This is a genomic window from Sulfitobacter sp. R18_1 (assembly GCF_017743915.1).
GTDB lineage: Bacteria > Pseudomonadota > Alphaproteobacteria > Rhodobacterales > Rhodobacteraceae > Sulfitobacter > Sulfitobacter faviae.
Window position 1 is genome coordinate 78,733 of sequence record NZ_JAGHRG010000004.1, and the last position, 24,079, is coordinate 102,811.

At 65.3% G+C, this 24,079-nt stretch carries 28 protein-coding genes; 16 read left to right on the top strand and 12 right to left on the bottom strand.

Annotated features, from left to right (window positions below; translation table 11 throughout):
* Positions 1-67 precede the first annotated feature (67 nt).
* Positions 68-1,156: a Zn-dependent alcohol dehydrogenase gene (locus tag J7392_RS09715; protein WP_209217370.1), complete on the top strand. Its 1,089-nt coding sequence runs from the start codon at positions 68-70 to the stop codon at positions 1,154-1,156.
* 23 nt (positions 1,157-1,179) lie between these two features.
* Here J7392_RS09715 and J7392_RS09720 read toward each other — a convergent pair whose 3' ends face one another.
* From J7392_RS09720 to J7392_RS09735, 4 genes are all read right to left on the bottom strand, one after another.
* Positions 1,180-2,451 (bottom strand): glycerate kinase, encoded by a 1,272-nt coding sequence (locus J7392_RS09720; protein WP_209217371.1) that lies wholly within the window; start codon positions 2,449-2,451, stop codon positions 1,180-1,182.
* A gap of 47 nt (positions 2,452-2,498) precedes the next feature.
* On the bottom strand, positions 2,499-3,488 hold the full coding sequence (locus J7392_RS09725) for an ROK family protein (RefSeq protein ID WP_209217372.1): 990 nt from the start codon (positions 3,486-3,488) through the stop codon (positions 2,499-2,501).
* Positions 3,489-3,608: 120 nt separating this feature from the next.
* Positions 3,609-3,827, bottom strand: coding sequence for a hypothetical protein (locus J7392_RS09730; RefSeq protein ID WP_209217373.1), 219 nt, complete (start codon positions 3,825-3,827; stop codon positions 3,609-3,611).
* Between the two features lie 109 nt (positions 3,828-3,936).
* On the bottom strand, positions 3,937-5,295 hold the full coding sequence (locus J7392_RS09735; protein ID WP_209217374.1) for a formimidoylglutamate deiminase: 1,359 nt from the start codon (positions 5,293-5,295) through the stop codon (positions 3,937-3,939).
* An 85-nt stretch (positions 5,296-5,380) separates the two neighbouring features.
* On the opposite strand from J7392_RS09735, the gene hutI reads away from it, so the two are divergent.
* From hutI to hutU, 4 genes are read left to right on the top strand one after another with little or no spacing between them, the layout of a single operon-like run.
* On the top strand, positions 5,381-6,589 hold the full coding sequence (gene hutI, locus J7392_RS09740; protein WP_209217375.1) for an imidazolonepropionase: 1,209 nt from the start codon (positions 5,381-5,383) through the stop codon (positions 6,587-6,589).
* Entirely contained in the window at positions 6,586-8,124 is a 1,539-nt protein-coding gene (gene hutH / locus J7392_RS09745) for a histidine ammonia-lyase (protein ID WP_209217376.1), read from the top strand. Before hutI ends, hutH begins: the two co-directional genes overlap by 4 nt.
* Before the next feature lie 11 nt (positions 8,125-8,135).
* On the top strand, positions 8,136-8,936 hold the full coding sequence (hutG, locus tag J7392_RS09750) for an N-formylglutamate deformylase (protein ID WP_209217595.1): 801 nt from the start codon (positions 8,136-8,138) through the stop codon (positions 8,934-8,936).
* Entirely contained in the window at positions 8,933-10,600 is a 1,668-nt protein-coding gene (gene hutU, locus J7392_RS09755) for a urocanate hydratase (RefSeq protein ID WP_209217377.1), read from the top strand. The genes hutG and hutU overlap by 4 nt, the downstream gene beginning before the upstream one ends.
* A gap of 33 nt (positions 10,601-10,633) precedes the next feature.
* On the opposite strand, the gene J7392_RS09760 is transcribed toward hutU, so the two are convergent.
* A complete protein-coding gene (locus J7392_RS09760; RefSeq protein ID WP_209217378.1) occupies positions 10,634-11,323 on the bottom strand; it encodes a UTRA domain-containing protein in 690 nt (229 codons plus the stop codon).
* Between the two features lie 181 nt (positions 11,324-11,504).
* Here J7392_RS09760 and J7392_RS09765 point away from each other — a divergent pair, with 181 nt between their 5' ends.
* Positions 11,505-12,026 carry a cell wall hydrolase gene (locus J7392_RS09765; RefSeq protein WP_209217379.1) on the top strand — a complete coding sequence of 174 codons (522 nt, stop codon included), beginning with the start codon at positions 11,505-11,507 and terminating at the stop codon, positions 12,024-12,026.
* A 3-nt stretch (positions 12,027-12,029) separates the two neighbouring features.
* On the opposite strand, the gene J7392_RS09770 is transcribed toward J7392_RS09765, so the two are convergent.
* From J7392_RS09770 to J7392_RS09795, 6 genes are all read right to left on the bottom strand, one after another.
* Positions 12,030-12,458 (bottom strand): YqaA family protein, encoded by a 429-nt coding sequence (locus tag J7392_RS09770; RefSeq protein WP_209217596.1) that lies wholly within the window; start codon positions 12,456-12,458, stop codon positions 12,030-12,032.
* 96 nt (positions 12,459-12,554) lie between these two features.
* The gene (locus J7392_RS09775; RefSeq protein ID WP_082851946.1) at positions 12,555-12,719 is read right to left on the bottom strand and encodes a hemin uptake protein HemP; all 165 of its coding nucleotides are present in this window, start codon (positions 12,717-12,719) and stop codon (positions 12,555-12,557) included.
* Positions 12,720-12,724: 5 nt separating this feature from the next.
* Positions 12,725-12,901, bottom strand: a complete 177-nt coding sequence (locus J7392_RS09780) for a hypothetical protein (RefSeq protein WP_209217380.1) — start codon at positions 12,899-12,901, stop codon at positions 12,725-12,727.
* A gap of 160 nt (positions 12,902-13,061) precedes the next feature.
* Positions 13,062-13,379 carry an antibiotic biosynthesis monooxygenase gene (locus tag J7392_RS09785; protein ID WP_209217381.1) on the bottom strand — a complete coding sequence of 106 codons (318 nt, stop codon included), beginning with the start codon at positions 13,377-13,379 and terminating at the stop codon, positions 13,062-13,064.
* Between the two features lie 11 nt (positions 13,380-13,390).
* Positions 13,391-14,152 (bottom strand): ChaN family lipoprotein, encoded by a 762-nt coding sequence (locus J7392_RS09790; protein WP_209217382.1) that lies wholly within the window; start codon positions 14,150-14,152, stop codon positions 13,391-13,393.
* Positions 14,149-14,403 (bottom strand): hypothetical protein, encoded by a 255-nt coding sequence (locus tag J7392_RS09795; RefSeq protein ID WP_209217383.1) that lies wholly within the window; start codon positions 14,401-14,403, stop codon positions 14,149-14,151. The genes J7392_RS09790 and J7392_RS09795 overlap by 4 nt, the downstream gene beginning before the upstream one ends.
* 431 nt (positions 14,404-14,834) lie before the next feature.
* Here J7392_RS09795 and phnC point away from each other — a divergent pair, with 431 nt between their 5' ends.
* The 5 genes from phnC to J7392_RS09820 all read left to right on the top strand — a co-directional run bounded on the left by phnC (position 14,835) and on the right by J7392_RS09820 (position 19,450).
* Positions 14,835-15,629 carry a phosphonate ABC transporter ATP-binding protein gene (gene phnC / locus J7392_RS09800; protein ID WP_209217384.1) on the top strand — a complete coding sequence of 265 codons (795 nt, stop codon included), beginning with the start codon at positions 14,835-14,837 and terminating at the stop codon, positions 15,627-15,629.
* Positions 15,630-15,674: 45 nt separating this feature from the next.
* Positions 15,675-16,583: a phosphonate ABC transporter substrate-binding protein gene (gene phnD / locus J7392_RS09805; protein WP_209217385.1), complete on the top strand. Its 909-nt coding sequence runs from the start codon at positions 15,675-15,677 to the stop codon at positions 16,581-16,583.
* Positions 16,584-16,656: 73 nt separating this feature from the next.
* Complete coding sequence (gene phnE / locus J7392_RS09810; RefSeq protein ID WP_209217386.1) at positions 16,657-17,535, top strand: phosphonate ABC transporter, permease protein PhnE; 879 nt, start codon at positions 16,657-16,659, stop codon at positions 17,533-17,535.
* 65 nt (positions 17,536-17,600) lie between these two features.
* Complete coding sequence (gene phnE / locus J7392_RS09815; protein ID WP_247744545.1) at positions 17,601-18,836, top strand: phosphonate ABC transporter, permease protein PhnE; 1,236 nt, start codon at positions 17,601-17,603, stop codon at positions 18,834-18,836.
* Complete coding sequence (locus tag J7392_RS09820; RefSeq protein WP_209217388.1) at positions 18,836-19,450, top strand: chloramphenicol acetyltransferase; 615 nt, start codon at positions 18,836-18,838, stop codon at positions 19,448-19,450. Before phnE (J7392_RS09815) ends, J7392_RS09820 begins: the two co-directional genes overlap by 1 nt.
* Here J7392_RS09820 and phnF read toward each other — a convergent pair.
* Entirely contained in the window at positions 19,447-20,160 is a 714-nt protein-coding gene (gene phnF, locus J7392_RS09825; RefSeq protein WP_209217389.1) for a phosphonate metabolism transcriptional regulator PhnF, read from the bottom strand. The genes J7392_RS09820 and phnF overlap by 4 nt on opposite strands.
* A gap of 101 nt (positions 20,161-20,261) precedes the next feature.
* Here phnF and phnG point away from each other — a divergent pair, with 101 nt between their 5' ends.
* The 5 genes from phnG to phnK are packed head-to-tail and all read left to right on the top strand — an operon-like array spanning position 20,262 to position 24,067.
* Positions 20,262-20,720: a phosphonate C-P lyase system protein PhnG gene (gene phnG, locus J7392_RS09830; RefSeq protein WP_209217390.1), complete on the top strand. Its 459-nt coding sequence runs from the start codon at positions 20,262-20,264 to the stop codon at positions 20,718-20,720.
* Positions 20,720-21,280: a phosphonate C-P lyase system protein PhnH gene (phnH, locus tag J7392_RS09835; protein ID WP_209217391.1), complete on the top strand. Its 561-nt coding sequence runs from the start codon at positions 20,720-20,722 to the stop codon at positions 21,278-21,280. Before phnG ends, phnH begins: the two co-directional genes overlap by 1 nt.
* The gene (locus tag J7392_RS09840) at positions 21,280-22,383 is read left to right on the top strand and encodes a carbon-phosphorus lyase complex subunit PhnI (RefSeq protein WP_209217392.1); all 1,104 of its coding nucleotides are present in this window, start codon (positions 21,280-21,282) and stop codon (positions 22,381-22,383) included. Before phnH ends, J7392_RS09840 begins: the two co-directional genes overlap by 1 nt.
* Positions 22,384-22,430: 47 nt before the next feature.
* Positions 22,431-23,300, top strand: a complete 870-nt coding sequence (locus tag J7392_RS09845) for an alpha-D-ribose 1-methylphosphonate 5-phosphate C-P-lyase PhnJ (RefSeq protein WP_209217597.1) — start codon at positions 22,431-22,433, stop codon at positions 23,298-23,300.
* Positions 23,297-24,067, top strand: a complete 771-nt coding sequence (gene phnK / locus J7392_RS09850; protein ID WP_007117460.1) for a phosphonate C-P lyase system protein PhnK — start codon at positions 23,297-23,299, stop codon at positions 24,065-24,067. Before J7392_RS09845 ends, phnK begins: the two co-directional genes overlap by 4 nt.
* Positions 24,068-24,079: the final 12 nt, after the last annotated feature.

Consider the following 24,079-nt stretch of genomic DNA (forward strand, 5'->3'; position numbering starts at 1 on the left):
TTCCCCGTCTTGCGCCACCGGCCCATCCGCGTCAGGCTGGCGAAAATTGAAAGAAAGGGACAGGCCATTGCAAACCATCAAAGCCGCCGTCTGCCATGCCTTTGACACACCGCTGAGCGTCGAAGACATCCGCATCAAGGCACCGCAATCGGGCGAGGTTGAAGTGACCTTGGATGCCGTGGCGATCTGCCATTCCGACATTCTGTTTGCCGAAGGCGGCTGGGGCGGTACTCTGCCCGCCGTCTATGGGCATGAGGCCGCAGGCCGGGTCAGCGCGGTGGGGCCGAATGTGCAGGGTCTGGCCGAAGGCGACAGCGTGGTGGTCACCCTGATCCGCGCCTGTGGCAGCTGCCCCAACTGCGCCTCGGGCCAGCCGACGATCTGCGAAACCCCGCAAGCGCCCGAAGGGCCGCTGCAAACGGCAGAGGGCACACCGCTCGTTCAAGCGATGAACACCGGCGGTTTCGCCGAGAAGGTCGTCGTCGACCGGTCGCAGGTCGTGAAAATTTCGCATGACATCCCCAAAGACGCCGCCTGCCTGATCGCCTGCGGCGTGATCACCGGCGTCGGCGCCGTGGTCAATGCGGCGGGCCTGCGGGCGGGACAAGACGTGGTGGTGATCGGCGCGGGCGGGGTCGGCCTCAACGCCATCCAAGGGGCGCGCATCGCAGGCGCGCGGCGGATCGTGGCGGTCGACATGATCGAAGACAAACTCGCCATTGCCCGCGAATTCGGCGCGACCGACACCGTGCTCGCGACCGAGGCGAAACCGTGGCGCGCGGCCTTCAAGGCCATGGGGCGCGGGGCGGATGCCGTGATCGTCACCGTGGGCGCGATCCCCGCCTATGAAACCGCGCCGCGCTACCTTGCCGCCGGAGGCCGGGTGATCATGGTCGGCATGCCCCACAGCGGGGCCGAGGCCAGCTATGAACCAGTGGTCCTCGCCGCCCTAGGGCAAGGCATGGTCGGCTCCAAAATGGGCGATGTGGTGATCCAGCGCGACATTCCGTGGATGGTCGACCTCTATCTTCAGGGCCGCCTGCAACTCGACAGCCTGATCTCTGGCCGCTGGCGGCTGGATCAGATCAACGAGGCGATTGCCGACACCAAGACCGGGGCCGCGCGGCGCAATGTGATCGTCTTCGACCGGTCCTAAATCGGCCCTGAGGCGAGCGGACGCTACGGCAGATCGCCGATCAGAAGAGCGCGAAAATCATTCACATTGGTCCCGGTGGGGCCAGTGTGAAACAGTGCATCTATCGCCTCGAAGGCCCCGAAAGCATCGTTGCGCTGCAAAGCGCCGCGCGGATCCACCCCCGCCGCGCGCATCGCAGCCGCCGTGCCCGCCTCGACGAAGGCGCCCGCGTTATCCTCTGACCCGTCGATACCATCGGTATCGGCGGCCAAGGCCGTGATCCCCTCCTGCCCTTCGAGCGCCAGCGCGAGGGACAGCGCAAACTCACTATTCCGCCCGCCGCGCCCCTTGTGGCGCAGGGTGACCGTCGTCTCCCCGCCCGAAAGCAGCACCAGCGGCGCGGGATGGGGAAAACCGCTTTCCTGCGCCTGCCGGGCGAGGGCCGCATGGACCAGCGCCACCTCCCGCGCCTCACCCTCAATCGCGTCCGACAGGATCCACGCATTCACCCCCCGCGCCTGCGCGGCCTTGGCCGCCGCAGCGAGGGACAGACCCGCAGAGGCGATGACATGGGTCTGCGTCGTGCTCGGCGCGTCCTGCAACGGTTGCGCGGCGGCCTTTTCCAGAAACGTCATGCAGCGCTCCGGCAGTTCCAACCCCCGCGCGGCCACCTCTTCTAACACCGCCGCCGCAGTACGCCGCCCCGGCACCGTGGGGCCAGAGGCCACGGCCCCCGGATCATCCCCCGGCACATCCGAGACGACAAGGCTCACCACCCGCGCGGGATGGGCCAATTCCGCCAGACGTCCGCCGTTGACCGTGCTGAACTGCTTGCGGATGTCGTTCATGACCGAAATCGGCGCGCCCGAGGCCAGAAGCGCCGCGTTCAAAGCCTGCAAATCCTCCAACGTCAGCCCCTCGGGCGGAGCGGGCAAAAGCGATGAGCCGCCGCCGCAGATCAGCGCGATCACCTGATCCTCCGGCCCCAAACCTTGCACCGCATCCTGCAAGGCGCGGGCAGCCTCGATCCCGGCCTGATCGGGCACGGGATGGGCGGCCTCCAGCACCTTGATCCGCTGACAAGGCGCGCCATAGCCGTAGCGGGTGACCACGACGCCATCATAGGGGTGCGGCCAGATGGCCTCGAACGCCTGCGCCAATTGCGCGGCCCCCTTGCCTGCACCGATCACCACCGTGCGCCCCTTGGGCGGCGGCGGCAGCCGGTCTTTCAGGATCAAATGCGGATCGGCGGCGGCGACGGCGGTATCGAACAATTCGGCCAAGAACTGGCGTTTAGGGTCATTGAGGTTGGGCATAGGGCACTCCGACTGCTGCGGCGATCATGGCGGCCCGGTGCCTGCTGTCAATCCGGCAGGGGGCGTTCGTGCTGGACAAACAGGCAGTTGCGCGCGCCCAGCAGGCCAAAGTCGGGGTCGCTGCACAGCCCCAAAGGCATCGCCGCGCGCCATTTGCTGTGCCGCCCCCCTGCGTTGAAGGCGGCGCGGAAGCTGTCATCCAGCATCCACGGGTTCTGCTGCGCCACGCCCCCCGTGATGAAGACCCCGCCGCGCGCGCCCATGACCAAGCCCAGATCCCCCGCGACCCCGCCAAGATACTGCACCATCAAGGCAACTGCGCGACAGGCGCTCGTGTCCTCTCCGGCCTTGGCCGCCGCGAAAATCGCCGCCGCCCCTTCCGAATGCGCCGCCTCGCCCCGCGCGGAGGCGATGGCGCGATACCAATAGGGCATGCCGGTGCCCGACAGGATCGCCTCGGCCTCGACCGCCAGCCCCTCACCCATCTGTACCTCGGGCCAAAGCGCGATCAGGGCTTCGAAATAGGCCACTTCCTCGGCGCTGTGGGGGGTGAGCCGCAGATGCCCGCCTTCGCCCGGCACCGCCGTGGGCCGCGCGCCCTGCCAGACCAAAGACCCAACGCCAAGGCCCGTCCCCGGCCCAATGATCACCCGCGCCCCCGGTTGCGGTTCGGGCCCGCCCTGAAGATAGGTCACTTTCTCCGCATCCAGCGTGGCCAAGGACCAAGCCGCCGCCTCGAAATCATTGAGCAGCAGCACCTTGGAGGGGTCCAAACCGCAGGCCCGCGCCAGATCATCCCGCGAAATACTGCGCGCTGCATTGGTCATCCGCACCTGCCCGTCGACAACCACCCCGGCCACCGCCATGGCGACCCCTTCGGGCGGGCGGCCCATCTCGGCACAAAGCGTCGCGCAGGCATCGGGCAAAGTGGTCAGCCCGTCGGTGGGATGGGTGCGGCGTTCCACCACCGCCCCCGCGGGGTCTACCGCTGCGAGGCGCAGATTGGTGCCGCCGATGTCCCCTACCAAATACCACATGTGCCTGCCCCGCTGCCCTCGATACCGGTGCAAGATGGCCCGCCCGCGCGGCCAAGGTCAAACAACAAAACCCGAAAGCCGAAGCTTCCGGGTTTCGTGTTTGGGTGCTGTCTGTTTGGATCAATCAGGGGCGATCGGCACCGATGCTTCATCGTCGCCCTCGATGACGTTTTCCTCGTCGACGATCACTTCTTCTTCCGTCTCGGGCGCGGTGGCGACTTCCTCGCCCGTCCAATAGACGATGATCCCGACGCCAAAGATCACCACAAGCGCCATGCCGATCAGGGGCCATTTGTGACGGCTTTCCTGTTTTTTGAGGTTCGTGTCTGGTGGACTCATGATCCGCTCCCTTTCGCTGTCTTCGGGCTGCGCCGCGCAGCACTTCGCGCGGTCCTCGTTACCGGGCCAACCCGGCAGGCCGCGCCAAAGTTCCCGAAAAGGGAAGGTTTCACAAAAGCGCCATCACCTCTGCCATGGTGCGACGGTAACCCGCCACGATCCGATCCCGTTGCCGGTGCCGCCCGCCCGTCACCGCATGGCGGCCCGCTGACCACAGATCGGTCACCACCCGGTCTTTGGCGGCAAAGGCCAGACCGTCGAGCAATTGGTCAGGCCGCAGCGCGCAGAGCGCCGGGTCTTGGCTGTCGATCGCCACGAGATCGGCCCACTCGCCGACCGCGATCTCACCCCGGCCCCGGCCAAGCGCTTGGGCCCCGCCACGCGCCGCGCCTGTGTAGAGCGCCGCCCCGACCGAACCTTCACCCGCCACGATCACATTGCGTGCCAAATCCCGCAGACGCTGGGAATATTCCAGCGTGCGCAGCTCCTCGGTCAGCGAAATCAACACGTTGGAATCCGATCCAAGGCCAAACCGCCCCCCGGCGGCGAGGTAACCCGGCCCGTTGAACGGCCCATCGCCCAAATTGGCCTCCGTCACCGGGCAAAGCCCTGCCACCGCGCCGCTGCGGGCCATGGCAGCGGTCTCACCTTCCGTCATATGGGTGGCGTGGATCAGGCACCAGTTCTCGGCCACCTCGGCATTGGCCAGCAACCACTCGACCGGGCGTGCGCCAAGCCAAGCGGAGACATCCGCGACCTCTTTGGGCTGTTCGGCGATGTGGATATGGACCGGCACATCGGGATGGGCGGCCAGCACCTCGGCCAATTCCGCCGGGGCGGTGGCGCGCAGCGAATGGGGCGCGATGCCGACGCGGCAATCGGGGGGGAGGTCCCGCACCGCCCGCTGCGCCTGCTCAACCAGCGCGACGAAGCGCGCCACCTCATTGCCAAAACGCGCCTGCCCCGCCTGCAAGGGCTGCTGCCCCGCACCGCCGTAAGTATAGAGCACCGGCAGGTGGGTCAGCCCGATCCCCGTCTGTGCTGCCGCCGCCGCGATCCGGGCCGATAGCTCCCCCAGATCGTCATAGGGCGTGCCATCGGGTTGGTGGTGGAGGTAGTGAAACTCTCCCACGCTGGCGAAACCGGCCTCTTGCATCTCTAGGAAGACGAAGGCCGCGATGGCTTCGATATGCGCGGGCGTCAGATGGGCGGTGAAGCGATACATCAAATCGCGCCATGTCCAGAAACTGTCCTTCCCGGCCAAGCGCGTCTCGGTCATCCCGGCCATGGCGCGTTGGAAGCTGTGGCTGTGCAGATTGGCCAGCGCGGGCAGCAGGGTGTCGACACGGGTGTCATCGGCCTGCGGGACCTGCCCGGTCTCAACCTGCGTCACCCGCCCATCGGCAACCGTGATCCGAACGTCACGCGCCCATCCCTGCGGCAGTTTTGCATGTGTAGCGAAAATCATTTGACGGCCCTCTGCTTTTTTATGTATAGACATATATCAAATAAAACCGATGTAGAAAAGCGAAACCTTAGGAGGAGGCGATAGGATGACAGCGCAGGATCGGGTCTTGGTCGACCTCACGGCGGCGACGATGGATGGCCCACAGCCCTATGGTTTGATCGAAGATGCGGCGATCGCGATTGCCGAGGGCCAGATCGCATGGGTCGGCCCGCGCGGTGATCTGCCGCAAGGCTACCGCGCCCTGCCCGCCGAATCGCTAGGTCAGCGCCTCGTCACCCCCGGGCTGATCGATTGCCACACCCATATCGTGCACGGCGGCGACCGCGCGCGAGAGTTCGAGATGCGGCTCGAGGGGGCCAGCTATGAGGAAATCGCCCGCGCCGGGGGCGGCATCGTCTCAACCGTCACCGCCACCCGCGCCGCCGATGAGGCAGAGTTGCTGGCCGATGCCCTGCGCCGCGTCGACGTGCTGATTGCCGAAGGGGTCACGGCCATCGAAGTGAAATCCGGCTATGGTCTGGATATCGAGACCGAGCTGCGCATGCTGCGCACCGCCCGCGCCATTGGCCAGCAGCGCTCGATCCGCGTCTCCACCACCTTCCTCGGCGCCCATGCGGTGCCTGCCGAATACGCAGGCCGCGCGGATGCCTATATCGACGATGTCTGCCTCCCCGCCCTGCGCGCCGCCCATGCCGAAGGGCTGGTCGACGCGGTCGACGGGTTCTGCGAGGGCATCGCCTTTCAGCCCGCCCAGATCGCACGGGTCTTTGACCTGGCGCGGGAATTGGGCCTGCCGGTGAAACTCCATGCCGAGCAATTGTCGAACTTGGGCGGCGCGCGGCTCGCGGCCTCCTATGGCGCGCTCTCGGCGGATCATATCGAATACCTTGACGAGAGCGGCGTGAGCGCGATGGCCGAGGCGGGCAGCGTCGCCGTTCTGCTGCCCGGTGCCTTCTATACCTTGCGCGAGACCCAGTCGCCGCCCATCGACCTGCTGCGCCGCCATGGCGTGCCGATGGCGCTGGCGACGGATATCAACCCCGGCTCCTCGCCGCTGAACTCGCTGCTGCTGACGCTCAACATGGGCTGCACCCTGTTCCGCCTGACGCCGGAAGAAGCGCTGCGCGGCGCAACGCAGCACGCCGCCCGCGCGCTCGGGCTGGCGGATTGCGGCATGATCCGCCCCGGCCTGCGCGCAGACCTCGCCGTTTGGGACATTAAACACCCGGCTGAGCTTGCCTATCGCATCGGCTTCAACCCGCTTCATTCCCGCATTTTCGGAGGCCAATCGTGACCACCCTGACCCTCACCCCCGGCGCGGCCACTTTGGACGATCTGGTCCGCATCTACCGCGAAGAGGCATCGGTGCGGCTCGACCCCGCCTGCCGCCCCGCAATAGAAGACGCCCATGCCCGCATCGCTCGGGCCGTGGCGGGCGAGGATGCGGTGTACGGCGTGAACACCGGTTTCGGCAAGCTCGCCTCGGTCAAGATCGCGGCGGAGGATACGGCGGCACTGCAACGCAACCTGATCCTGTCGCATTGCTGCGGTGTCGGCCCCGCGATCCCGCGCGGCCATGCGCGGCTCTTGATGGCGCTCAAACTGCTGAGCCTCGGGCGCGGTGCCTCGGGCGTGCGGCTGGCGGTCGTGGACCTGATCGAAGCCATGCTTGAGCGGGGCGTGACCCCGGTGATCCCGGCCCAAGGGTCGGTCGGCGCCTCGGGCGATTTGGCCCCCTTGGCGCATATGGCCGCCGTGATGATGGGCCATGGCGAGGCAGAGTTCGAGGGTCGCGTCATGACGGGCGGCGCGGCGCTGGCCGCTGCGGGTCTCACCCCGTTGGAGTTCGGCCCGAAGGAAGGGCTGGCGCTGATCAACGGCACGCAATTCTCCACCGCCTTCGCGCTGGCGGGGCTGTTCGACGCATGGCAGGCCGCGACCTCGGCGCTGGTGATCTCGGCCCTGTCGACGGATGCGATCATGGGCTCGACCGCGCCGCTGCAACCGGAAATTCACGCCCTACGCGGCCACCGGGGCCAAATCGAAGCGGGCGAGACGATGCGCGCCCTGCTCAATGGCTCAGAAATCCGCGAAAGCCATGTGGCGAATGATGCCCGTGTCCAAGACCCCTATTGCATCCGCTGCCAGCCGCAGGTGACGGGGGCGGCGATGGACGTGCTGCGCATGGCCGCCGCCACGCTGGAGGTCGAAGCCAATGCCGCCACCGATAACCCGCTGGTGCTGACGGGGGCGGACCTCATCGTCTCGGGCGGGAATTTCCATGCCGAGCCGGTGGGTTTCGCCGCCGATATGATCGCCCTCGCCCTGGCCGAGATCGGCGCCATCGCGCAGCGCCGAGTGGCGCTGATCGTGGACCCGGTGCTCAGCTTCAACCTGCCGCCTTTCCTGACGCCGACCCCCGGCCTCAACAGCGGCTATATGATCGCCGAAGTCACCACCGCCGCCCTGATGAGCGAGAACAAACATCTTGCCAATCCCTGCGTCACCGACAGCACGCCGACCTCGGCCAACCAAGAAGATCACGTCAGCATGGCCGCCCATGGCGCGCGACGGCTGGGGCAAATGGTCGAGAACCTGAACCGCATCCTTGGGGTGGAACTGCTCTGCGCCGCGCAGGGCATCGACTTTCGCGCGTCGCTGGCCACCAGCGAGACGTTGCAGCGGGTGGTCGCGCGGGTCCGCGAAGAGGTCGCGACGCTGGAGGAGGACCGCTACCTCGCCCCCGATCTGGAACGCGCGGCACGGATGGTGGCGGGCGGTGAGATCACCCGTGCCGCCGCCTGCGAGATGCCGGGGCTTTCCACATGACCCCCGCTGAGATCACCCCCGTCGAGATCACCCGCGGCGACAGCCCCATCGTGCTCGGCTTGCCCCATACCGGGACTGACCTGCCCGAGGCCATCCGGCGCGACTTAAATCCGCGCGGGCGGGAATTGGCGGATACCGACTGGCATATCGACCGGCTCTACGACGGGCTGCTGCCCGGCGCGACCACGGTGCGCGCCACCTTCCACCGCTATGTCATCGACGCCAACCGCGACCCTTCTGGCGCATCGCTCTACCCCGGGCAGAACACCACCGGGCTGGTGCCGTTGACGGATTTCGACGGGCAGGACATCTGGACCACCCCGCCCGACACAGCCGAGGTTGAGGCCCGCCGCGTGGCATACCATGCGCCCTATCACGCAGCGCTTGAGGCTGAACTGGCCCGCGTTCGCGACCTGCACGGGGTCGCGATCCTCTATGACTGCCACTCGATCCGCTCGCTGATCCCCTTCCTCTTTGACGGCCCGCTGCCCGATTTCAACATCGGCACGAACCTCGGCACCACCTGCGCGCCCCAGATTGAAGCCGCTGTTGAAAAGATCTGCGCCGCCGCACTCGGCTACACGTCCGTCAGCAACGGACGCTTCAAGGGAGGCTGGACCACGCGCCACTATGGCCGCCCCGCCGAAGGGGTCCACGCGATCCAGATGGAACTGGCGCAAAGCAGCTACCTCGGCGCCGAGGCTTCGCCTTGGCCCTATGACCCCGACAAGGCCGCGCGGCTGCGCGTGCATCTGACCGATATCCTGACAACTCTGGCCGCACTGGCCCCTACCCTGAAAGGCACAGCATGAGCGATCCGCGCAAGAACACCCGTGACGTCTATCCCGCCATCGGCACCGAGCTTTCGGCGAAAAGCTGGCTGACCGAAGCGCCGCTGCGGATGCTGATGAACAACCTGCACCCCGACGTGGCCGAGAACCCGCATGAGCTGGTCGTCTACGGTGGCATCGGGCGCGCGGCGCGGACGTGGAAAGACTACGACCAGATCGTCGCCTCCCTGCGCGCCTTGGAAGAAGACCAGACACTGCTGGTGCAATCGGGCAAGCCCGTGGGCGTCTTCCAAACCCATAAGGACGCGCCCCGCGTATTGATCGCCAACTCCAACCTCGTGCCGCATTGGGCGAATTGGGACCATTTCAACGAACTCGATAAGAAGGGTCTGGCGATGTACGGCCAGATGACCGCCGGATCGTGGATCTACATCGGCAGCCAAGGCATCGTGCAGGGCACCTATGAGACCTTCGTCGAAGCAGGCCGCCAGCACTATGGCGGCGACCTCAAAGGTAAATGGATCCTGACCGGGGGCTTGGGCGGCATGGGCGGCGCGCAGCCCTTGGCCGCGGTCATGGCCGGGGCCTGCTGTCTTGCGGTGGAGTGCAATCCCGACAGCATCGATTTCCGCCTGCGCACCCGCTACGTCGATGAAAAGACCGACAGCCTTGATGAGGCGCTGGCGATGATCGACCGCTGGACCGCCGCGGGCGAAGCGAAGTCCGTGGCCCTCCTGGGCAATGCCGCCGATGTCTTCCCCGAACTGGTGAAACGCGGGGTCCGCCCCGATATCGTGACCGACCAGACCTCGGCCCATGACCCGGTGAACGGCTACCTGCCGCAGGGCTGGACGATGGGCGAATGGCGCGAAAAACGTGAGAGCGATCCCAAAGCGGTCGAAAAAGCCGCCCGCGCCTCGATGAAGGTGCAGGTGCAGGCGATGGTCGATTTCCACGCCGCGGGCATCCCCACGGTCGACTATGGCAATAACATCCGCCAAATGGCGCTAGAGGAAGGCTTGCAGAACGCTTTCGACTTCCCCGGCTTCGTGCCCGCCTATATCCGCCCGCTGTTCTGCCGCGGCATCGGCCCCTTCCGCTGGGCGGCGCTGTCGGGCGATCCTGAGGATATCTACAAGACCGACGCCAAGGTGAAGGAAATCCTCTCTGAGGACACGCATCTGCACAACTGGCTCGACATGGCGCGGTCGCGTATCTCGTTCCAAGGGCTGCCCGCACGGATTTGTTGGGTGGGCTTGGGCGTGCGCCACAAGCTGGGGCTGGCCTTCAATGAGATGGTCCGCACAGGCGAACTCAGCGCGCCGGTGGTGATTGGCCGCGACCACCTCGACAGCGGATCCGTCGCCTCGCCCAACCGCGAGACGGAGGCGATGAAAGACGGCTCGGATGCTGTGTCGGATTGGCCGTTGCTGAACGCGCTTTTGAACACCGCTTCGGGGGCGACTTGGGTGTCGCTGCATCACGGCGGCGGGGTCGGCATGGGCTTCTCGCAGCACTCGGGCATGGTGATCTGCTGTGACGGGTCCGAGGACGCCGACCGCCGGATCGAACGGGTGCTCTGGAACGACCCGGCGACGGGCGTGATGCGCCATGCGGATGCGGGCTATGACGAAGCGCGCGATTGCGCCCGCGAACACGGGCTGAACCTGCCGGGTATCCTTTAAGCGCTGCCGCCGCCCACCCGCGGCGGCGGCAGCTTAATAGCGCGTGGTCAGGCGGTGGCCGGGGCGGTAGGACAGCCGCACATAGGTCACCGCCTGCCCCTCCCACCATGTGGACCGCTCGACCGTAAAGACCGGATCGCCCAAGCCGCAGGCGAGGTATTCGCTCAGCCGCTGATCGGCCAGACCGGCGGAGAGGCTGATCTCCACATCCGAAAAGGGAATGGCCGAGATCAGCCATTCGTTAGGCCCGACATCGGTGAAACTCTCCTCCCGCGCCTGCGGCAGGGTGGCGAGGTCGATCCAACGGTCCTCAAATTGATAGGGATCGCCATCGGCGTAATGCATGCAGACCAGATGCAACGCCTCGCTCCCCGCGTCCAGTTTGAGCCGGGCGCGCAGCCAGTCGGGCGCAGGCTCAATCGCGTGACTGACCCGCGAATACCGGTAGTCGGCGCCCTTCTCTTCGATCTCGGCCCGGACCAGCGGAATGTCGAAACGGGCCTGCCGCAGGGGGGCCATGCGCACCCGCGTCCCCGCCTTGCGCCGCCGTTCGATGAACCCCTCTTCGGCCAATTCGCGCATGGCGCGGTTGACCGTCGCCCGGGCGCAGCCATAGGTCTCGGCCAGATCGACCTCATTGGGCACAAGGCTGCCCAACGGCCACTCGCCCTTGGTGATCTTTGACAGGATGTCGGTTTTCACATCCCGGTAGGTGACTTTCATAGGGCGGCCTGCTGCGATCATGACTGTTTTACCAAGCATTACACTAGATCAATCCCCGGCCCAAGCGCCCCCGCGCGCCCGGCCCGGAGGGATACCGCCTGAGCCGGGCGCGGGTCTTGCCTCTGCCCGCGTTTGCTGGAAAATTACGTCCCACCTGCCCCCTCAGCCAGAAAGGCCGCCCATGCGCGTTCAGCCCCCGAAAATCCGCACTGCCGCTTTGCTCTTGGGCCTTGGCCTGCTCGCCGCCTGCGGTGGCAAACAGACCGAAGTCGTCGCGGTCCCGGCGGATGAGGTGGAGTGTATGGCCCGCGCGATGTATTTCGAATCCAACCGCTCCAGCCGCGACGGGATGGTGGCCGTGGGCACGGTGGTGCTGAACCGCGTCCACTCCGACGCCTTCCCCAACACGGTCTGCGGTGTGGTCGGTCAGCCCAATCAATTCGCCCCCGGCGTGATGACGAAACCGATGACCGACCGCGGCGCCCCGCTGGCCCGCGCCACGGCACTGGCGGTGCTTCAGGGGGAGCGGCACCCGAAAGTCACCCGCGCCAGATTCTTTCACGCGGCGTGGTACAAAGCGAACTACAACAACATGCATTATGTGGTGACGGCGGGCGGCAACGCCTTTTACGAAAAGCGCCGCGCCCATCTTGTGACCGCGCCCAACCCGCTGCCGCCACTCGAAGGGATCACCCCGCAATAAGGGTCACAAAACCCCGCGGGCGATCAGGATCAGCACAAGGTAACGCCCGCCCTTTGCAAGCGTGACGATCAGCAAAAACCGCCAAAGCGGTTCGCGCAACATGCCCGCGGCCAAGGTCAGCGGATCACCGATGATCGGCACCCAACTGGCCAGCAGGCTCCAATAGCCCCAACGGCGATACCAGCCAGAGGCGCGGGCCATCTGCTTGGCCGAAAAGGGAAACCAGCGGTGATCGGCGAAATGGCTAAGGTAGCGACCCAGCCACCAGTTCAGCAGCGATCCCAGCACATTCCCCAGCGTCGCCACCAGCCACAGAAGCGCCGTGGCATGAGCGCCCGACCACATCAGCCCCAAAAGCACCGCTTCGGATTGCGCGGGGATCAGGGTGGCCGCCAGCAGCGCCGCGAAGAACAGGCTCAGCAGGGCCAGCATGTCGGCGGCAAAAGTGGGCAAAGACGGCGGGGCATGGCGCGTCAGTAAAGACGCCGCGCCCACAGGGCAAGCCGCGCTTTGGGAAAGCGCGCAGGCTTATTTGGTCAGGATCAACTTGCCCGCCCGCGTGATGCGCAGCGTATAGGTCTGGCCGTCCAAGACGATATTCGCGGTCGAGCCATTGGGCACCAAGGCGCGGGCATCATGCACAGCCTCTTGGGCCGGTTGGGCGGCGGGCGATGGATCGGGCAGTTTTTGCATCAGGCTCATGCCATCTCTCCCATTTGGCGGGCGCGTTGCAGATCGATGAGATGCTCCAGCCCAAAACCGTCGCAGGCGGCGGCATCGTTGCTGCCAAGCGCGATGTCGCGCCAGCTGTTGTTGGATGGGGTCTGTAGCCGGGCATGGGCCATTGGCTCGGGCGTGGTCACGGGTGTCTTCACGGGGCGGGCTCCTTTCCATTGACATCCGGGCTCCCGACGCGCGGTGGCTTGGACGGTTTCAGCGTAAAGTCGTTCATACCCCGGCGAAACGCCCGGGTTCCTTTAACGGCTACTTAATCCGATTATTTTAGTCAAGTATAGAAACCCCAGCCCTCCCGCGTTATTCCGCGTCGATCTTCTGAATGGCGCTGAAGCCTTCGAACTGCGGTGAACCCTCGTGCAGCTTGCGGGTCTGCCCCGCCCGCGCATGGGCGGCGCGAAAGGCATCGCTGGTGGTCCAAGCCCGAAAATGCGTCTCGCTCTCCCAAACGGTGTGAGAGGCATAGAGGATCGCCCCCTCCGCCTCCGGCCCTTTGAGCATGTGGAAGGACACGAAGCCCTCGCTCTCCTTCAGGTGGCTTTCGCGGTTCAACCAAAGCGCTTCGAAAGCGGCGGCATTCTCGGGCAAGACGGTGAAACGGTTCATGGCAAGATACATGGGCCAGTCCTTTAGTTCTCGATCAGGGCGTTGCAGGGGTCGTCGCGCTCGGCGGGCCGGATGAGGCGGGTCTCATCGAAAGGCACCGCGGTCTCGGCCTCTACAAAGCCGATGGCGTGGGTCGTGACCTCGGGCGCGGCTTGGGCGATGAGGGCGGGAATGCCCCAGTCGGTGCGGGCGTGGCCATTGCCGGTGATCACCGCCACGGGCGGGCCGTAGGCTTTGAGCGCGTCGAGCGCGGCGCGGGCGAAGGTGGCGTCGCGGTAGCGCTGCACGGCGACCATCCCGCCCATCATCTCGCGCGGCATGGCTTCGCAATGGGCGGCGAATTGCAACTCTACCCGCGCGGCCTGCTGATCCTCCGGCAAGGGTTGGTCAAGGCCGAAGCGCGCCGCCTCAGGCCCGAAGAGCGCGGCTGCCCCCTCGCGGTACACGCGCTGCACAGCCTCCCGCGGGGCGGCGGCACCGATAATGCGGGCGTCTCCCAAAGCGTCAAAGATGGGGGCATAGATATCGAAGTACTGCCATCCGCTCGCCACCCAAGCCTGCGCAATCTGGCTGCGATCGGCGTCGGCCTTTGCCGCCTCTTCGGCGGTGAGCATCTCGAACACCACAGCCGTAGGACGCAGCGCCTTTAACTCAGCGGCCTGTTCGAGATGGGCATGGGGATTGTCATGCACCTCGCCCAAGATCACGATCTCGGCGGGGGTGTCAGCGCTCGCGGGCAGCGCCAGCCAGAACAGCAGCGCGGCGCAAAGACGCTTCGCGCTCACGATTTGCGCTCATCCGTGTCGGTTTTGATTTCGGGGTCGTTGTAATCGTTGGGGTCAAAGTCTTCGGGGTCGAACGGGTCTTCGTCTTCGGCGATGCCGCTGACATGGGTGGTGCCGCTTTCCTCGTCAAAGACCAACCCGTAGTTCGCCTTGCCCTCGCTTTTGTAGCGCCGAAACTCGTGGATGCCTGCGTAGACGAAAACCAGCGTGATCGGCAGCAGAATCAGAAATGCGATAACTTGGGCGTCCATGAACGCGCTCCTTTGAATGCTTGTCGGGGGCCTGTCTCACCATAGGGGGCGCGGGTGGAGGACACTGCGCGCGCGGTGATCCGGCCAGAGATCGTACCGGTGGCTGCGCCAATTGCGCGGCCTGACCAGATGCGGCCCTATCTGAACCGCCTTAAGAGAGAAAGCATTAATCCGCGCAGTTTGTTCCGCAAGCTCTATTTCGCAGGCCCTTGTTTTATTGCGTTCCACCGACTCTTTGACCCCCGCACGCCCCCTCTTTTGCGCCCTGCGCAGCGGCGGCGGCATCGCACAAGCGCCTATGAAACCAGCACAAACGCGCAGGCTTAGGCAGCCGTTCCGCAAAAAGGGACGCGTTACAAAAGCTTCGTCAAACTTAAACATTCGTGACACTCACCACTGCGATAGCTCGCCCCGCAAACCCCGGGGGACTTATGCTCGTCATTTCTGAACTGACCAAAACATTCGGCGCGAACACAGCGGTGGCCCGCGCCAACCTAAAGGTCGACAAGCCGCAGATGATCGGAATCATCGGGCGCTCCGGCGCGGGGAAATCCACCCTGCTGCGGATGCTCAACCGGCTGACCGATGCCTCCTCGGGACAAATCCTGTTTCAAGGGCGCGATGTGACCGCCCTGCGCGGCGCGGCCCGGCGTGGCTGGCAGGCGGAATGCGCGATGATCTTTCAGCAGTTCAACCTCGTCCCGCGGATGGATGTGGTATCGAACGTGCTGCACGGCACGCTCAACCGTCGCTCGACGCTGAGCAGCATCTTCAACCTCTACCCCGATGCCGACATCACCCGCGCCATCGAAATCCTCGACCGGCTGGGCATCGCGCAGCACGCGCCCAAACGGGCCGAGGCGCTTTCCGGCGGGCAGCAACAGCGCGTGGCCATCGCCCGCGCCCTAATGCAGGACCCGCAGATCATTCTGGCGGATGAACCCATCGCCAGCCTCGACCCGATGAACGCGCAGGTGGTGATGCAATCGCTGCGCCGCATTCACGAGGAAGACGGCCGCATGGTCATCGCCAACCTTCACACGCTGGATACCGCGCGCCGCTACTGCGACCGCGTGGTCGGGATGCGCGACGGCAAGATCGTCTTTGACGGCACGCCCGAGCAGCTGACCACCGGCATGGCCCGCGAAATCTACGGTGCGGACAGCAGCTTTTCCGAAGCCGCCACCTCAACCGAGATCGAAACGCTGGACAAAGTGCCAGCCTGACACGACCCGCCCCAAAGGGCATTTTTTGCAAACGGAGACGACACAATGAAAAAGCTCATCGCCGCCGCCTTGGCAACCACGGCCCTCACAGGCACCGCCATGGCCCAAAGTGCCGAGATCGACGAATTCCGCATCGGCATCCTCGGCGGGGAAAACGCGCAGGACCGGATGAACTCCTACGAATGTCTGCGCGGCTACACCGAAGAGCGCCTTGGCGTTCCGGCCAAACTCTTTGCCCCTGCCGACTATAACGGCGTGATCCAAGGTCTGCTGGGCGGCACGCTCGACATGGCATGGCTCGGTGCCTCGGCCTATGCCGCCGTGCATCTGCAAGACCCCGAAGCGGTCGAGCCGGTGCTGGTCAAGATCAACCTCGATGGCTCCTACGGCTATCACTCCATCGGCTTTGCGCGCAAAGACGCGGGCATCGAGAGCCTCGAAGACATGCAGGGCAAAGTCTTTGGCTTTGGCGATCCGAACTCCACCTCCGGCTACCTGATCCCTTCCATCGAAATCCCCCAGACCACTGGTGCCACGATGGAATCCGGCGATTACTTCGGCGAAGTGAAATTCACCGGCGGCCATGAGCAGACCATCGTGGCGGTCAACAACGGTGACGTCGACGGCGGCGTGACATGGGCCGACGGTCAGGGCAACTGGGAAGACGGCTACAACTCCGGCGCGCTGCGCAAAGCCGTGGACGCGGGCCTCGTCGACATGAACGATCTGGTGGAAATCTGGCGCTCCAAGCCGATCCCCGAAGGCCCGGTCGTGCTGCGCAAGGCCCTGCCCGAAGAGGTCAAAACGACCATGACCGCACTGGTGGATGAGCTGCACGAGATGGACGCCGACTGCGCCTATGGCGTGGCCGCGGGCGAGAGCCTTGGCTTCGATCCGATCGCGCATGACGCCTATGTCTCGATCGTCGAAGCGCGCAAGGCGAAATCCAACTGATCGCAGCGATTACAAGACATCTGGCAGGTCCCGACAACGATTGTCGGGGCCTGTCGTCATAGGGGGACGACAGATGCACCAGACCACCACCGCACCGCAGATCACGGCGGATTACCTTGCCCAGACCCGACAAAAACGGGTCATGAACATGATCCTGCTGGTCGTTTTCCTGGCTCTGCTGATCGGCGGTTTCGGCACCGCCAATGCCCGCAACGCAGGCGGGTTCTGGAACGGGCTGCCCAATATCTTTGACTTCCCCGCCGATGTACTGGGCGAAGCTTGGGAGCGTATCCATCTGCTGCCCGGCTATTTCGTAAAATACCTCCCCTCTCTGATCGAGACGGTGAACATCGCCGGGGCCGCCACGCTGATCGGCGCGCTGCTGGCCTTCTTTGCTGCCCTTCTGGCCACCCGCGGCCTTGCCCCGGCCCCGTGGCTCGTGGCGCCCCTGCGCCGCCTGCTGGACGTGCTGCGCGCGGTGCCTGAGATCGTCGTCGCGCTGGTGCTGATCTTCCTTCTGGGCGGCGGCCCGGTGCCCGCGATGATCGCCATCGCGCTGCATACCGTGGGCGCGCTCGGCAAGCTTTTTTCCGAGGTGAACGAGAACGCCTCTCTTAAACCTGTCGACGGCCTTGCCTCTGTCGGGGCGGGCTGGCTGCAACGCATGGTGCTTGGCGTCGTGCCGCAGGTCGCGCCCAACTACCTCTCCTATGCGCTGCTGCGGTTCGAGATCAATATCCGCGCCTCGGCCATCCTCGGCTTCGTCGGCGCAGGCGGCATCGGCTATGACCTGCGCAACACGATGTCTTGGGGCCAAGGCAAATTCGACGAGGCGGCGGCGATCTTTCTGCTGCTCTTCGGCACCATCATCATCGTCGACCAAGTCTCAAGCCATTTCCGCGATCGGCTGACCCATGGCCGCGCCTATAAGGACAAGGGAGCCATCCTGTGACCGACCTTACCGCTTCCACCCTCCCCGCTCAGCAGGTCGCCAGCCGCAGCTTCCGGCGCAAACGCATGGCGAGCCTTGCCGCGCCGGGGCTGATCCTTGCCTATCTCACTTACGTCTTCTTTGCCTTCGACGTGGCAGGGCTGGGCGATCGCATCAACGTGTCGAACATGAAGACGCTGGTGGCCGACAGCTATAGCTACAAAACCCATGTCGCCCGCGACAACCGCAACGGCGAGATGGAAATCGCCATTGAAGGGGAGCGCAAGGGCCGCTATGCCCCCGGCACCGCCCCCGATTGGGTCACCTTGGGCGAGACGACCCGCGTCGAGTTGGGCAACGGCCATACCGTCGAACTGGGGCCAGAGGTGCGCTATGACGTGCCGGGCTACGGGCTGATCACCGCCACGCCGGGGCGCAGCGGCGTCAACGCCACCCTGCCCGATGGCCCCTTGCCCGCGTGGGTCAACGCCTCGAAAAACCGTCTTGCCGTGACCACGGAGGCAGGCCGTCTGACGATCACCCGCAACCGGGCCGAAGTGTTCCGCTATTTCAATGGGTGGGAGCTGTTCTTCTTCACGCTCGACAGCCCCTATCACGGCATGTCCCCGCTTGAGCTGCTGCGCAGCGGTGAATATGGCGCGATCTGGCAGGACTTCTGGACCAATAAGATGTGGCGTCACGGCGATGTGGCTTGGGCACTGGTCGAGACCGTTCTCATGGCCTTCCTCGGCACCTTTGGCGCGGCGATGATCGCCCTGCCGCTGGGGTTTTTGGCGGCCAAGAACTTCTCTCCGCTTGGCGCGCTGCGCTTTGCCGCGCGGCGGCTCTTTGACTTCCTGCGCGGGGTCGACGGGCTGATCTGGACCATCGTGCTGTCCCGTGCCTTTGGCCCCGGCCCGCTCACCGGCTCGCTGGCGATCCTGCTGACAGATACCGGCACCTTCGGCAAAATCTTTTCCGAGGCGCTGGAGAATGTGGACGACAAGCAGATCGAGGGCATCGCCTCTACCGGGGCCACTCCCGTACAGCGCTACCGCTTTGGCGTTATCCCGCAGATCACCCCGGTTCTGCTGAGCCAAGTGCTTTACTATCTGGAGTCCAACACCCGCTCTGCCACCATCATCGGCGCGATCACCGGCGGCGGCATCGGCCTTTTGCTGACCCAAGCCATCATCACCCAGAAAGACTGGGAAGAGGTGAGCTATTACATCGTGCTGATCATTCTGATGGTCGTGGCGATGGACAGCTTCTCGGGCTGGCTGCGCCGCAAGCTGATTGCGGGCAATGAGGCGGGCCACTGATGGCGCGTCTCAAAGCGGATGCGCCCTTCCTTCACCCGGACTGCGAAGTGACTGACACGCAGTTCGGGCGCTATGTCGAGATCGGGCGCGCCACGCGCCTCGCCCATTCCAAGATCGGGGATTACTCCTATTGCGACCGCTGGTGCGACATCGCCAACACGCAAGTCGGCAAGTTCAGCAATATCGCCGCCAGCGTGCGCATCGGGGCTACCGATCACCCGATGGAAAAGGCCAGCCTGCACCACTTCCACTACCGCGCCGGGGATTACTTCGACGGGGCCGAGGATGACGCCGACTGGTTTGCCCTGCGCCGCAGCCGCCGCACGGTGATTGGCCATGACACATGGTTGGGCCACGGCGCGCAGGTCCGGCCCGAGGTAACCATCGGCCACGGCGCGGTGGTAGCGGGCGGGGCCATCGTCACCCGCGATGTCGCCCCCTATATGATCGTCGCCGGCATTCCGGCCAAACCGCTGCGCCGCCGCTTTTCCGAAAGCATCGCCGCGCGGATGGAGGAATTGGCGTGGTGGGATTGGCCCCATGACCGGCTGCAAGCATCGCTCAAGGACTTTCAAACCCTCCCCGCCGAGGCGTTTTTGGAGAAATACGGTTAGTCGCCGGGGTTGAGCGTCAGCGTCACCCGGTCACCCGCGAACCAAGTCACCCCGTATTCCACCGGCACGCCCTCGGGGTCCACATTGATCCCCGCCGAGCGCAGGATCGGCGCGCCTTCGGACAGCCGCAGATGCAGCGCCTGCGTGGCAGTGGCAAGTTTCGCCGTCAGCCGGGTCGAGGCGCGGGTGTAATCCGCCACCCCGCCCTGCGCCAAGGCGGTGGTAACGGAACGGCTGGCCTCAAGCGCCGCCAACAGATCGGGAAACCGCGCGGCGGGGAAGATGCTGCGAAAGATCGCGATGGGCTGCTCATCGGCCAGCGACAAACCCTCATAGACATGCACCTGCGCCTCGCCCTCCAGCCCCAACTGCGCGGCCTCATGGGCCGAGGCGGCGCGGGTCTCCAAGGTCAAAACCTCCTTGGCTGGCACCCGCCCCGCCGCCGCGAGGTTCTGGTGAAAGCGCACCCGTTTGCCGATGGGATAATCCGTGGGCCGCTGCGCCACGAAGACCCCCGCCCCCCGGCGGCTATAGGTCAGCCCGCTCTCGTTCATGTCGCTGATCGCGCGGCGCACCGTGTGGCGGTTGACCCCAAAGCGCGCCGCCAACTGCGCCTCGGTCGGGAGCCGGTCGCCGGGGGCGTATTTCCCCGCGGCGATGTCATGGGTCAGGGCGGCGGTGATGGTTTTCCAGATCGCAGTACGGGCCATGTCGCAGAAGTTTCACATATCCAAGCTTGCGCCAGCGGAAGGCCAGCGGCTAATACTTGTCTAGTTGTATAGTAAATTAGACAAATGCACAAGGTGTCTAGATGACGGTTGAAACCAAGGAAAAAACCCGCGACAGGCAGGCGTGGATGGGCCTGCTCGCACGGGCCGAGGCCCGCGATCTCGCCCGGCTATGGGAGGGCTTCGGCCCCCTGCCCGCTCATGAGATGCTTCGCGCGCCCGAGATCGGCGGCGTCATGCTGCGGGGCCGAATGGGGGCTGTGGGCGATGCCTTCAACATGGGCGAGATGTCGGTCACGCGCTGTTCGGTCCGGCTGACGGATGGGGCAGACGGCCACGCCTATGTGCAGGGCCGCAGCCGCGACAAGGCGCTGCAAGCAGCCCTTACCGACGCGCTGATGCAGGGCGATGCGGCGGATGAGGTCCGCGCCAAACTGCTCGACCCGCTGGCCGAGATCGAGGGCCAGCGCCGCGCCAGCCGTGCCGCCAAGGCCGCCGCCACCAAGGTCGACTTTTTCACCATGGTCAGAGGAGAAGACTGATGCAGAGCCTATCGCTGACAGGTGGGTTTCGCGACGCGCCCAAAGACGCCGCTTTTGCCTTTCGCGCCGTGATGAACGCCATGGCCAAACCGGGTGAGATCAACAGCGTGACCGGGGCCGAACCGCCTGCGGGTCTCTCCACCGCCGCCGGGGTCGTCCTGCTGACGCTCTGCGACCCCGAAACGCCGCTCTACCTTGCCCCCGGCTTCGACCGGCCCGAATTGCGCGACTGGATCACCTTCCACACCGGCGCGCCCTTCGCCCCCGCAACTGCGGCGCATTTCGCCTTGGGCGCCTGGGACGACCTGCCCCGCGGCGACTTCCCCCTCGGGACCGCCGCCTACCCCGACCGCTCTGCCACGCTGATCGTCGAGGTGGATGATCTGCGCGGCGATGGCGCGACCCTCTCCGGCCCCGGCATCAAAGACTGCGCGGCATTGTCTCTGCCCGAGCGCGCCGCCTTCCAACAAAACGCGGCGTTCTTCCCGCGTGGGTTGGATTTCATTTTCACCTGCGGCGACCGTCTGGCGGCGCTGCCCCGAAGCACAAAGGTGTCCTGATGTATGTAGCGGTAAAAGGCGGCGAGCGGGCGATCGACAACGCCCACGCATGGCTTGCCGAAGAGCGGCGCGGTGACGCAAAGGTGCCGGAACTCAGCGTCGCGCAAATTCGCGAACAGATGACGCTGGCGGTGAACCGGGTGATGGCCGAAGGCTCGCTCTATGATCCTGACCTCGCTGCGCTGGCGATCAAACAGGCGCGGGGCGATCTGATCGAAGCGGTGTTTCTGATCCGCGCCTATCGCACCACCCTGCCGCGTTTCGGGGCCTCGCGTCCGATGGACACCGGCAGCATGGCCTGCGACCGCCGCGTCTCGGCCACCTTCAAGGATGCGCCGGGCGGGCAGGTCTTGGGGCCGACCTTCGACTACACGCACCGGCTGCTGGATTTCAAACTCGCCGCCGATGGTGAGGTGCCCCCGGCCCCCGAAGCGTCCGAGGCCGAACCGCCCGCGGAGACGCCGCACATCATGGAATTCCTCGACCGCGAAGGGCTGATGCAGCGCGACACGGACAGCAAGACCCCGCCGCGCGACCTGACCCGCGAGCCCTTGGAACTGCCCGCCACCCGCGACCTGCGCCTGCAAGCGCTGACCCGCGGCGACGAAGGCTTCGTCCTCGGCATGGCCTACTCCACGCAACGCGGCTATGCGCGCAACCACGCTTTCGTCGCGGAACTGCGCATCGGCAAAGTCGCGGTCGAAATGGACATTCCCGAACTGGGCTTCGCCATTGAGATCGGCGAGGTCGAGCTGACCGAATGCGAGACGGTGAACCAATTTGCAGGCTCCAAGACCGAGCCGCCGCAGTTCACCCGCGGCTATGGGCTGGTCTTCGGCATGTCCGAGCGCAAGGCGATCTCGATGGCGCTGGTGGACAGGGCCCTGCGTTGGGAGGAGTTGGGCGAAGACAACCTCGGCGCGCCGGCGCAGGACGCGGAATTCGTGCTTTATCACGCCGACAACATTCAGGCGACAGGGTTCTTGGAGCATATTAAACTGCCCCATTACGTCGATTTCCAATCCGAACTCGAACTGATCCGCAAACTGCGCCGCGAGGCGACAGCGGCGGCGCAAGACGCACCACGGGAGGCCGCGGAATGAACCCTGCCATGACACAGAGTGACCAAGACAGGCATGAGGACCGGGGCATGAACGACTACAATTTTGCCTATCTGGACGAGCAGACCAAACGGATGATCCGCCGCGCGATCCTGAAAGGGCTGGCGATCCCGGGCTATCAGGTGCCCTTTGCCAGCCGCGAGATGCCGATGCCTTACGGCTGGGGCACCGGCGGGGTACAAGTCTCTGCCGCGGTGCTGACGCCCGAGGATACCTTCAAGGTGATCGACCAAGGGGCGGATGACACGACCAACGCCGTCTCGATCCGCCGCTTTTTCCAAAAGACCGCTGGCGTCGCGGTGACCGAAGCCACGACCGAGGCCAGCGTCATCCAAACCCGGCACCGCATCCCCGAAGCCGCGCTGCGCGAGGATCAGGTGCTGGTCTATCAGGTGCCGATCCCCGAACCGCTGCGCTTTCTTGAGCCTTCGGAGGTCGAGACCCGCAAAATGCACGAGCTGGAGGAATACGGGCTGATGCATGTGAAGCTTTACGAAGACATCGCCCAACACGGCGCGATTGCCACGGCCTATGCCTATCCGGTCAAGGTCGAGGGGCGCTATGTGATGGACCCTTCGCCGATCCCGAAATTCGACAATCCGAAACTGGAAATGGCCGCGATCCAACTCTTCGGCGCGGGGCGCGAGCAGCGGATCTATGCGCTGCCGCCCTATACGCAGGTCGTGTCGCTGGATTTCGAGGACCACCCCTTCGAGGCGAGCAAGGCCGACCATCCCTGCGGCCTCTGCGGGGCCGAAGACAGCTATCTGGATGAGTTGATCGTCGATGACGCAGGCGGGCGTCTGTTCATGTGTTCCGACACCGATTATTGCGCGGCCCGTCAGGCCGCCGGGCATCGCGGCGCGGATGCGGCACCTGTGGTGGAGGGCATGGCATGACCCCCTTGTTGCAAGTTGAAAACATCGCGAAATTCTATGGCGCGCGGATCGGCTGCACCGATGTCAGCTTTGACCTCTACCCCGGTGAAGTCATGGGGATCGTCGGGGAAAGCGGCTCGGGCAAGTCGACGCTGCTGAACACGCTGGCGGGGCATCTGACGCCGGATCGCGGGGCGGTGCGTTTCGACACCCGTGCCGATGGGCTGCGCGACACGGTGACGATGAGCGAGCCGGAGCGCCGAATGCTGTCGCGCACCGATTGGGCCTTTGTCCACCAGCACGCCCGCGACGGGCTGCGCATGAACGTCAGCGCAGGCGGCAATGTGGGTGAGCGGCTGATGGCCGTGGGCGCGCGACACTACGGCGACATCCGCGCCAGCGCCACCGATTGGCTGGGCCGGGTGGAGATCAACGAGGACCGGATCGACGACCGGCCCTCGGCCTTCTCTGGCGGGATGCAGCAGCGTTTGCAGATCGCCCGCAACCTCGTGACCGGGCCGCGGCTGGTCTTCATGGATGAACCCACAGGCGGGCTGGACGTGAGCGTTCAGGCGCGGCTGCTCGACCTGCTGCGCGGGCTTGTGCGCGAGATGGGGCTGAGCGCCATCATCGTGACCCATGATCTGGCGGTGGTGCGGCTTTTGGCTGATCGGTTGATGGTGATGAAGGATGGCCATGTGGTGGAAACCGGCCTGACCGATCAGGTGCTCGACGACCCGCAGCACGGCTATACGCAGCTTTTGGTCTCGAGCGTGCTACAGGTGTGAACATGCAAAGAA

Excerpts from the sequence above, each read along its gene's own strand:
- hutU (WP_209217377.1), top strand. The coding sequence starts at position 8,933 with ATGAGCGATCCGCGCAAGAACACCCGTGACGTCTATCCCGCCATCGGC.
- J7392_RS09720 (WP_209217371.1), bottom strand. The coding sequence starts at position 2,451 with ATGCCCAACCTCAATGACCCTAAACGCCAGTTCTTGGCCGAATTGTTC.
- J7392_RS09770 (WP_209217596.1), bottom strand. The coding sequence starts at position 12,458 with ATGCTGGCCCTGCTGAGCCTGTTCTTCGCGGCGCTGCTGGCGGCCACC.
- J7392_RS09840 (WP_209217392.1), top strand. The coding sequence starts at position 21,280 with ATGTATGTAGCGGTAAAAGGCGGCGAGCGGGCGATCGACAACGCCCAC.
- hutI (WP_209217375.1), top strand. The coding sequence starts at position 5,381 with ATGACAGCGCAGGATCGGGTCTTGGTCGACCTCACGGCGGCGACGATG.
- phnF (WP_209217389.1), bottom strand. The coding sequence starts at position 20,160 with ATGGCCCGTACTGCGATCTGGAAAACCATCACCGCCGCCCTGACCCAT.
- phnE (WP_247744545.1), top strand. The coding sequence starts at position 17,601 with ATGGCGAGCCTTGCCGCGCCGGGGCTGATCCTTGCCTATCTCACTTAC.
- J7392_RS09795 (WP_209217383.1), bottom strand. The coding sequence starts at position 14,403 with ATGGACGCCCAAGTTATCGCATTTCTGATTCTGCTGCCGATCACGCTG.
- J7392_RS09735 (WP_209217374.1), bottom strand. The coding sequence starts at position 5,295 with ATGATTTTCGCTACACATGCAAAACTGCCGCAGGGATGGGCGCGTGAC.
- J7392_RS09765 (WP_209217379.1), top strand. The coding sequence starts at position 11,505 with ATGCGCGTTCAGCCCCCGAAAATCCGCACTGCCGCTTTGCTCTTGGGC.
- J7392_RS09760 (WP_209217378.1), bottom strand. The coding sequence starts at position 11,323 with ATGAAAGTCACCTACCGGGATGTGAAAACCGACATCCTGTCAAAGATC.
- J7392_RS09845 (WP_209217597.1), top strand. The coding sequence starts at position 22,431 with ATGAACGACTACAATTTTGCCTATCTGGACGAGCAGACCAAACGGATG.
- phnH (WP_209217391.1), top strand. The coding sequence starts at position 20,720 with ATGCAGAGCCTATCGCTGACAGGTGGGTTTCGCGACGCGCCCAAAGAC.
- J7392_RS09775 (WP_082851946.1), bottom strand. The coding sequence starts at position 12,719 with ATGCAAAAACTGCCCGATCCATCGCCCGCCGCCCAACCGGCCCAAGAG.
- J7392_RS09730 (WP_209217373.1), bottom strand. The coding sequence starts at position 3,827 with ATGAGTCCACCAGACACGAACCTCAAAAAACAGGAAAGCCGTCACAAA.
- phnG (WP_209217390.1), top strand. The coding sequence starts at position 20,262 with ATGACGGTTGAAACCAAGGAAAAAACCCGCGACAGGCAGGCGTGGATG.
- J7392_RS09820 (WP_209217388.1), top strand. The coding sequence starts at position 18,836 with ATGGCGCGTCTCAAAGCGGATGCGCCCTTCCTTCACCCGGACTGCGAA.
- J7392_RS09785 (WP_209217381.1), bottom strand. The coding sequence starts at position 13,379 with ATGTATCTTGCCATGAACCGTTTCACCGTCTTGCCCGAGAATGCCGCC.
- phnC (WP_209217384.1), top strand. The coding sequence starts at position 14,835 with ATGCTCGTCATTTCTGAACTGACCAAAACATTCGGCGCGAACACAGCG.
- J7392_RS09725 (WP_209217372.1), bottom strand. The coding sequence starts at position 3,488 with ATGTGGTATTTGGTAGGGGACATCGGCGGCACCAATCTGCGCCTCGCA.
- phnK (WP_007117460.1), top strand. The coding sequence starts at position 23,297 with ATGACCCCCTTGTTGCAAGTTGAAAACATCGCGAAATTCTATGGCGCG.
- phnD (WP_209217385.1), top strand. The coding sequence starts at position 15,675 with ATGAAAAAGCTCATCGCCGCCGCCTTGGCAACCACGGCCCTCACAGGC.
- phnE (WP_209217386.1), top strand. The coding sequence starts at position 16,657 with ATGCACCAGACCACCACCGCACCGCAGATCACGGCGGATTACCTTGCC.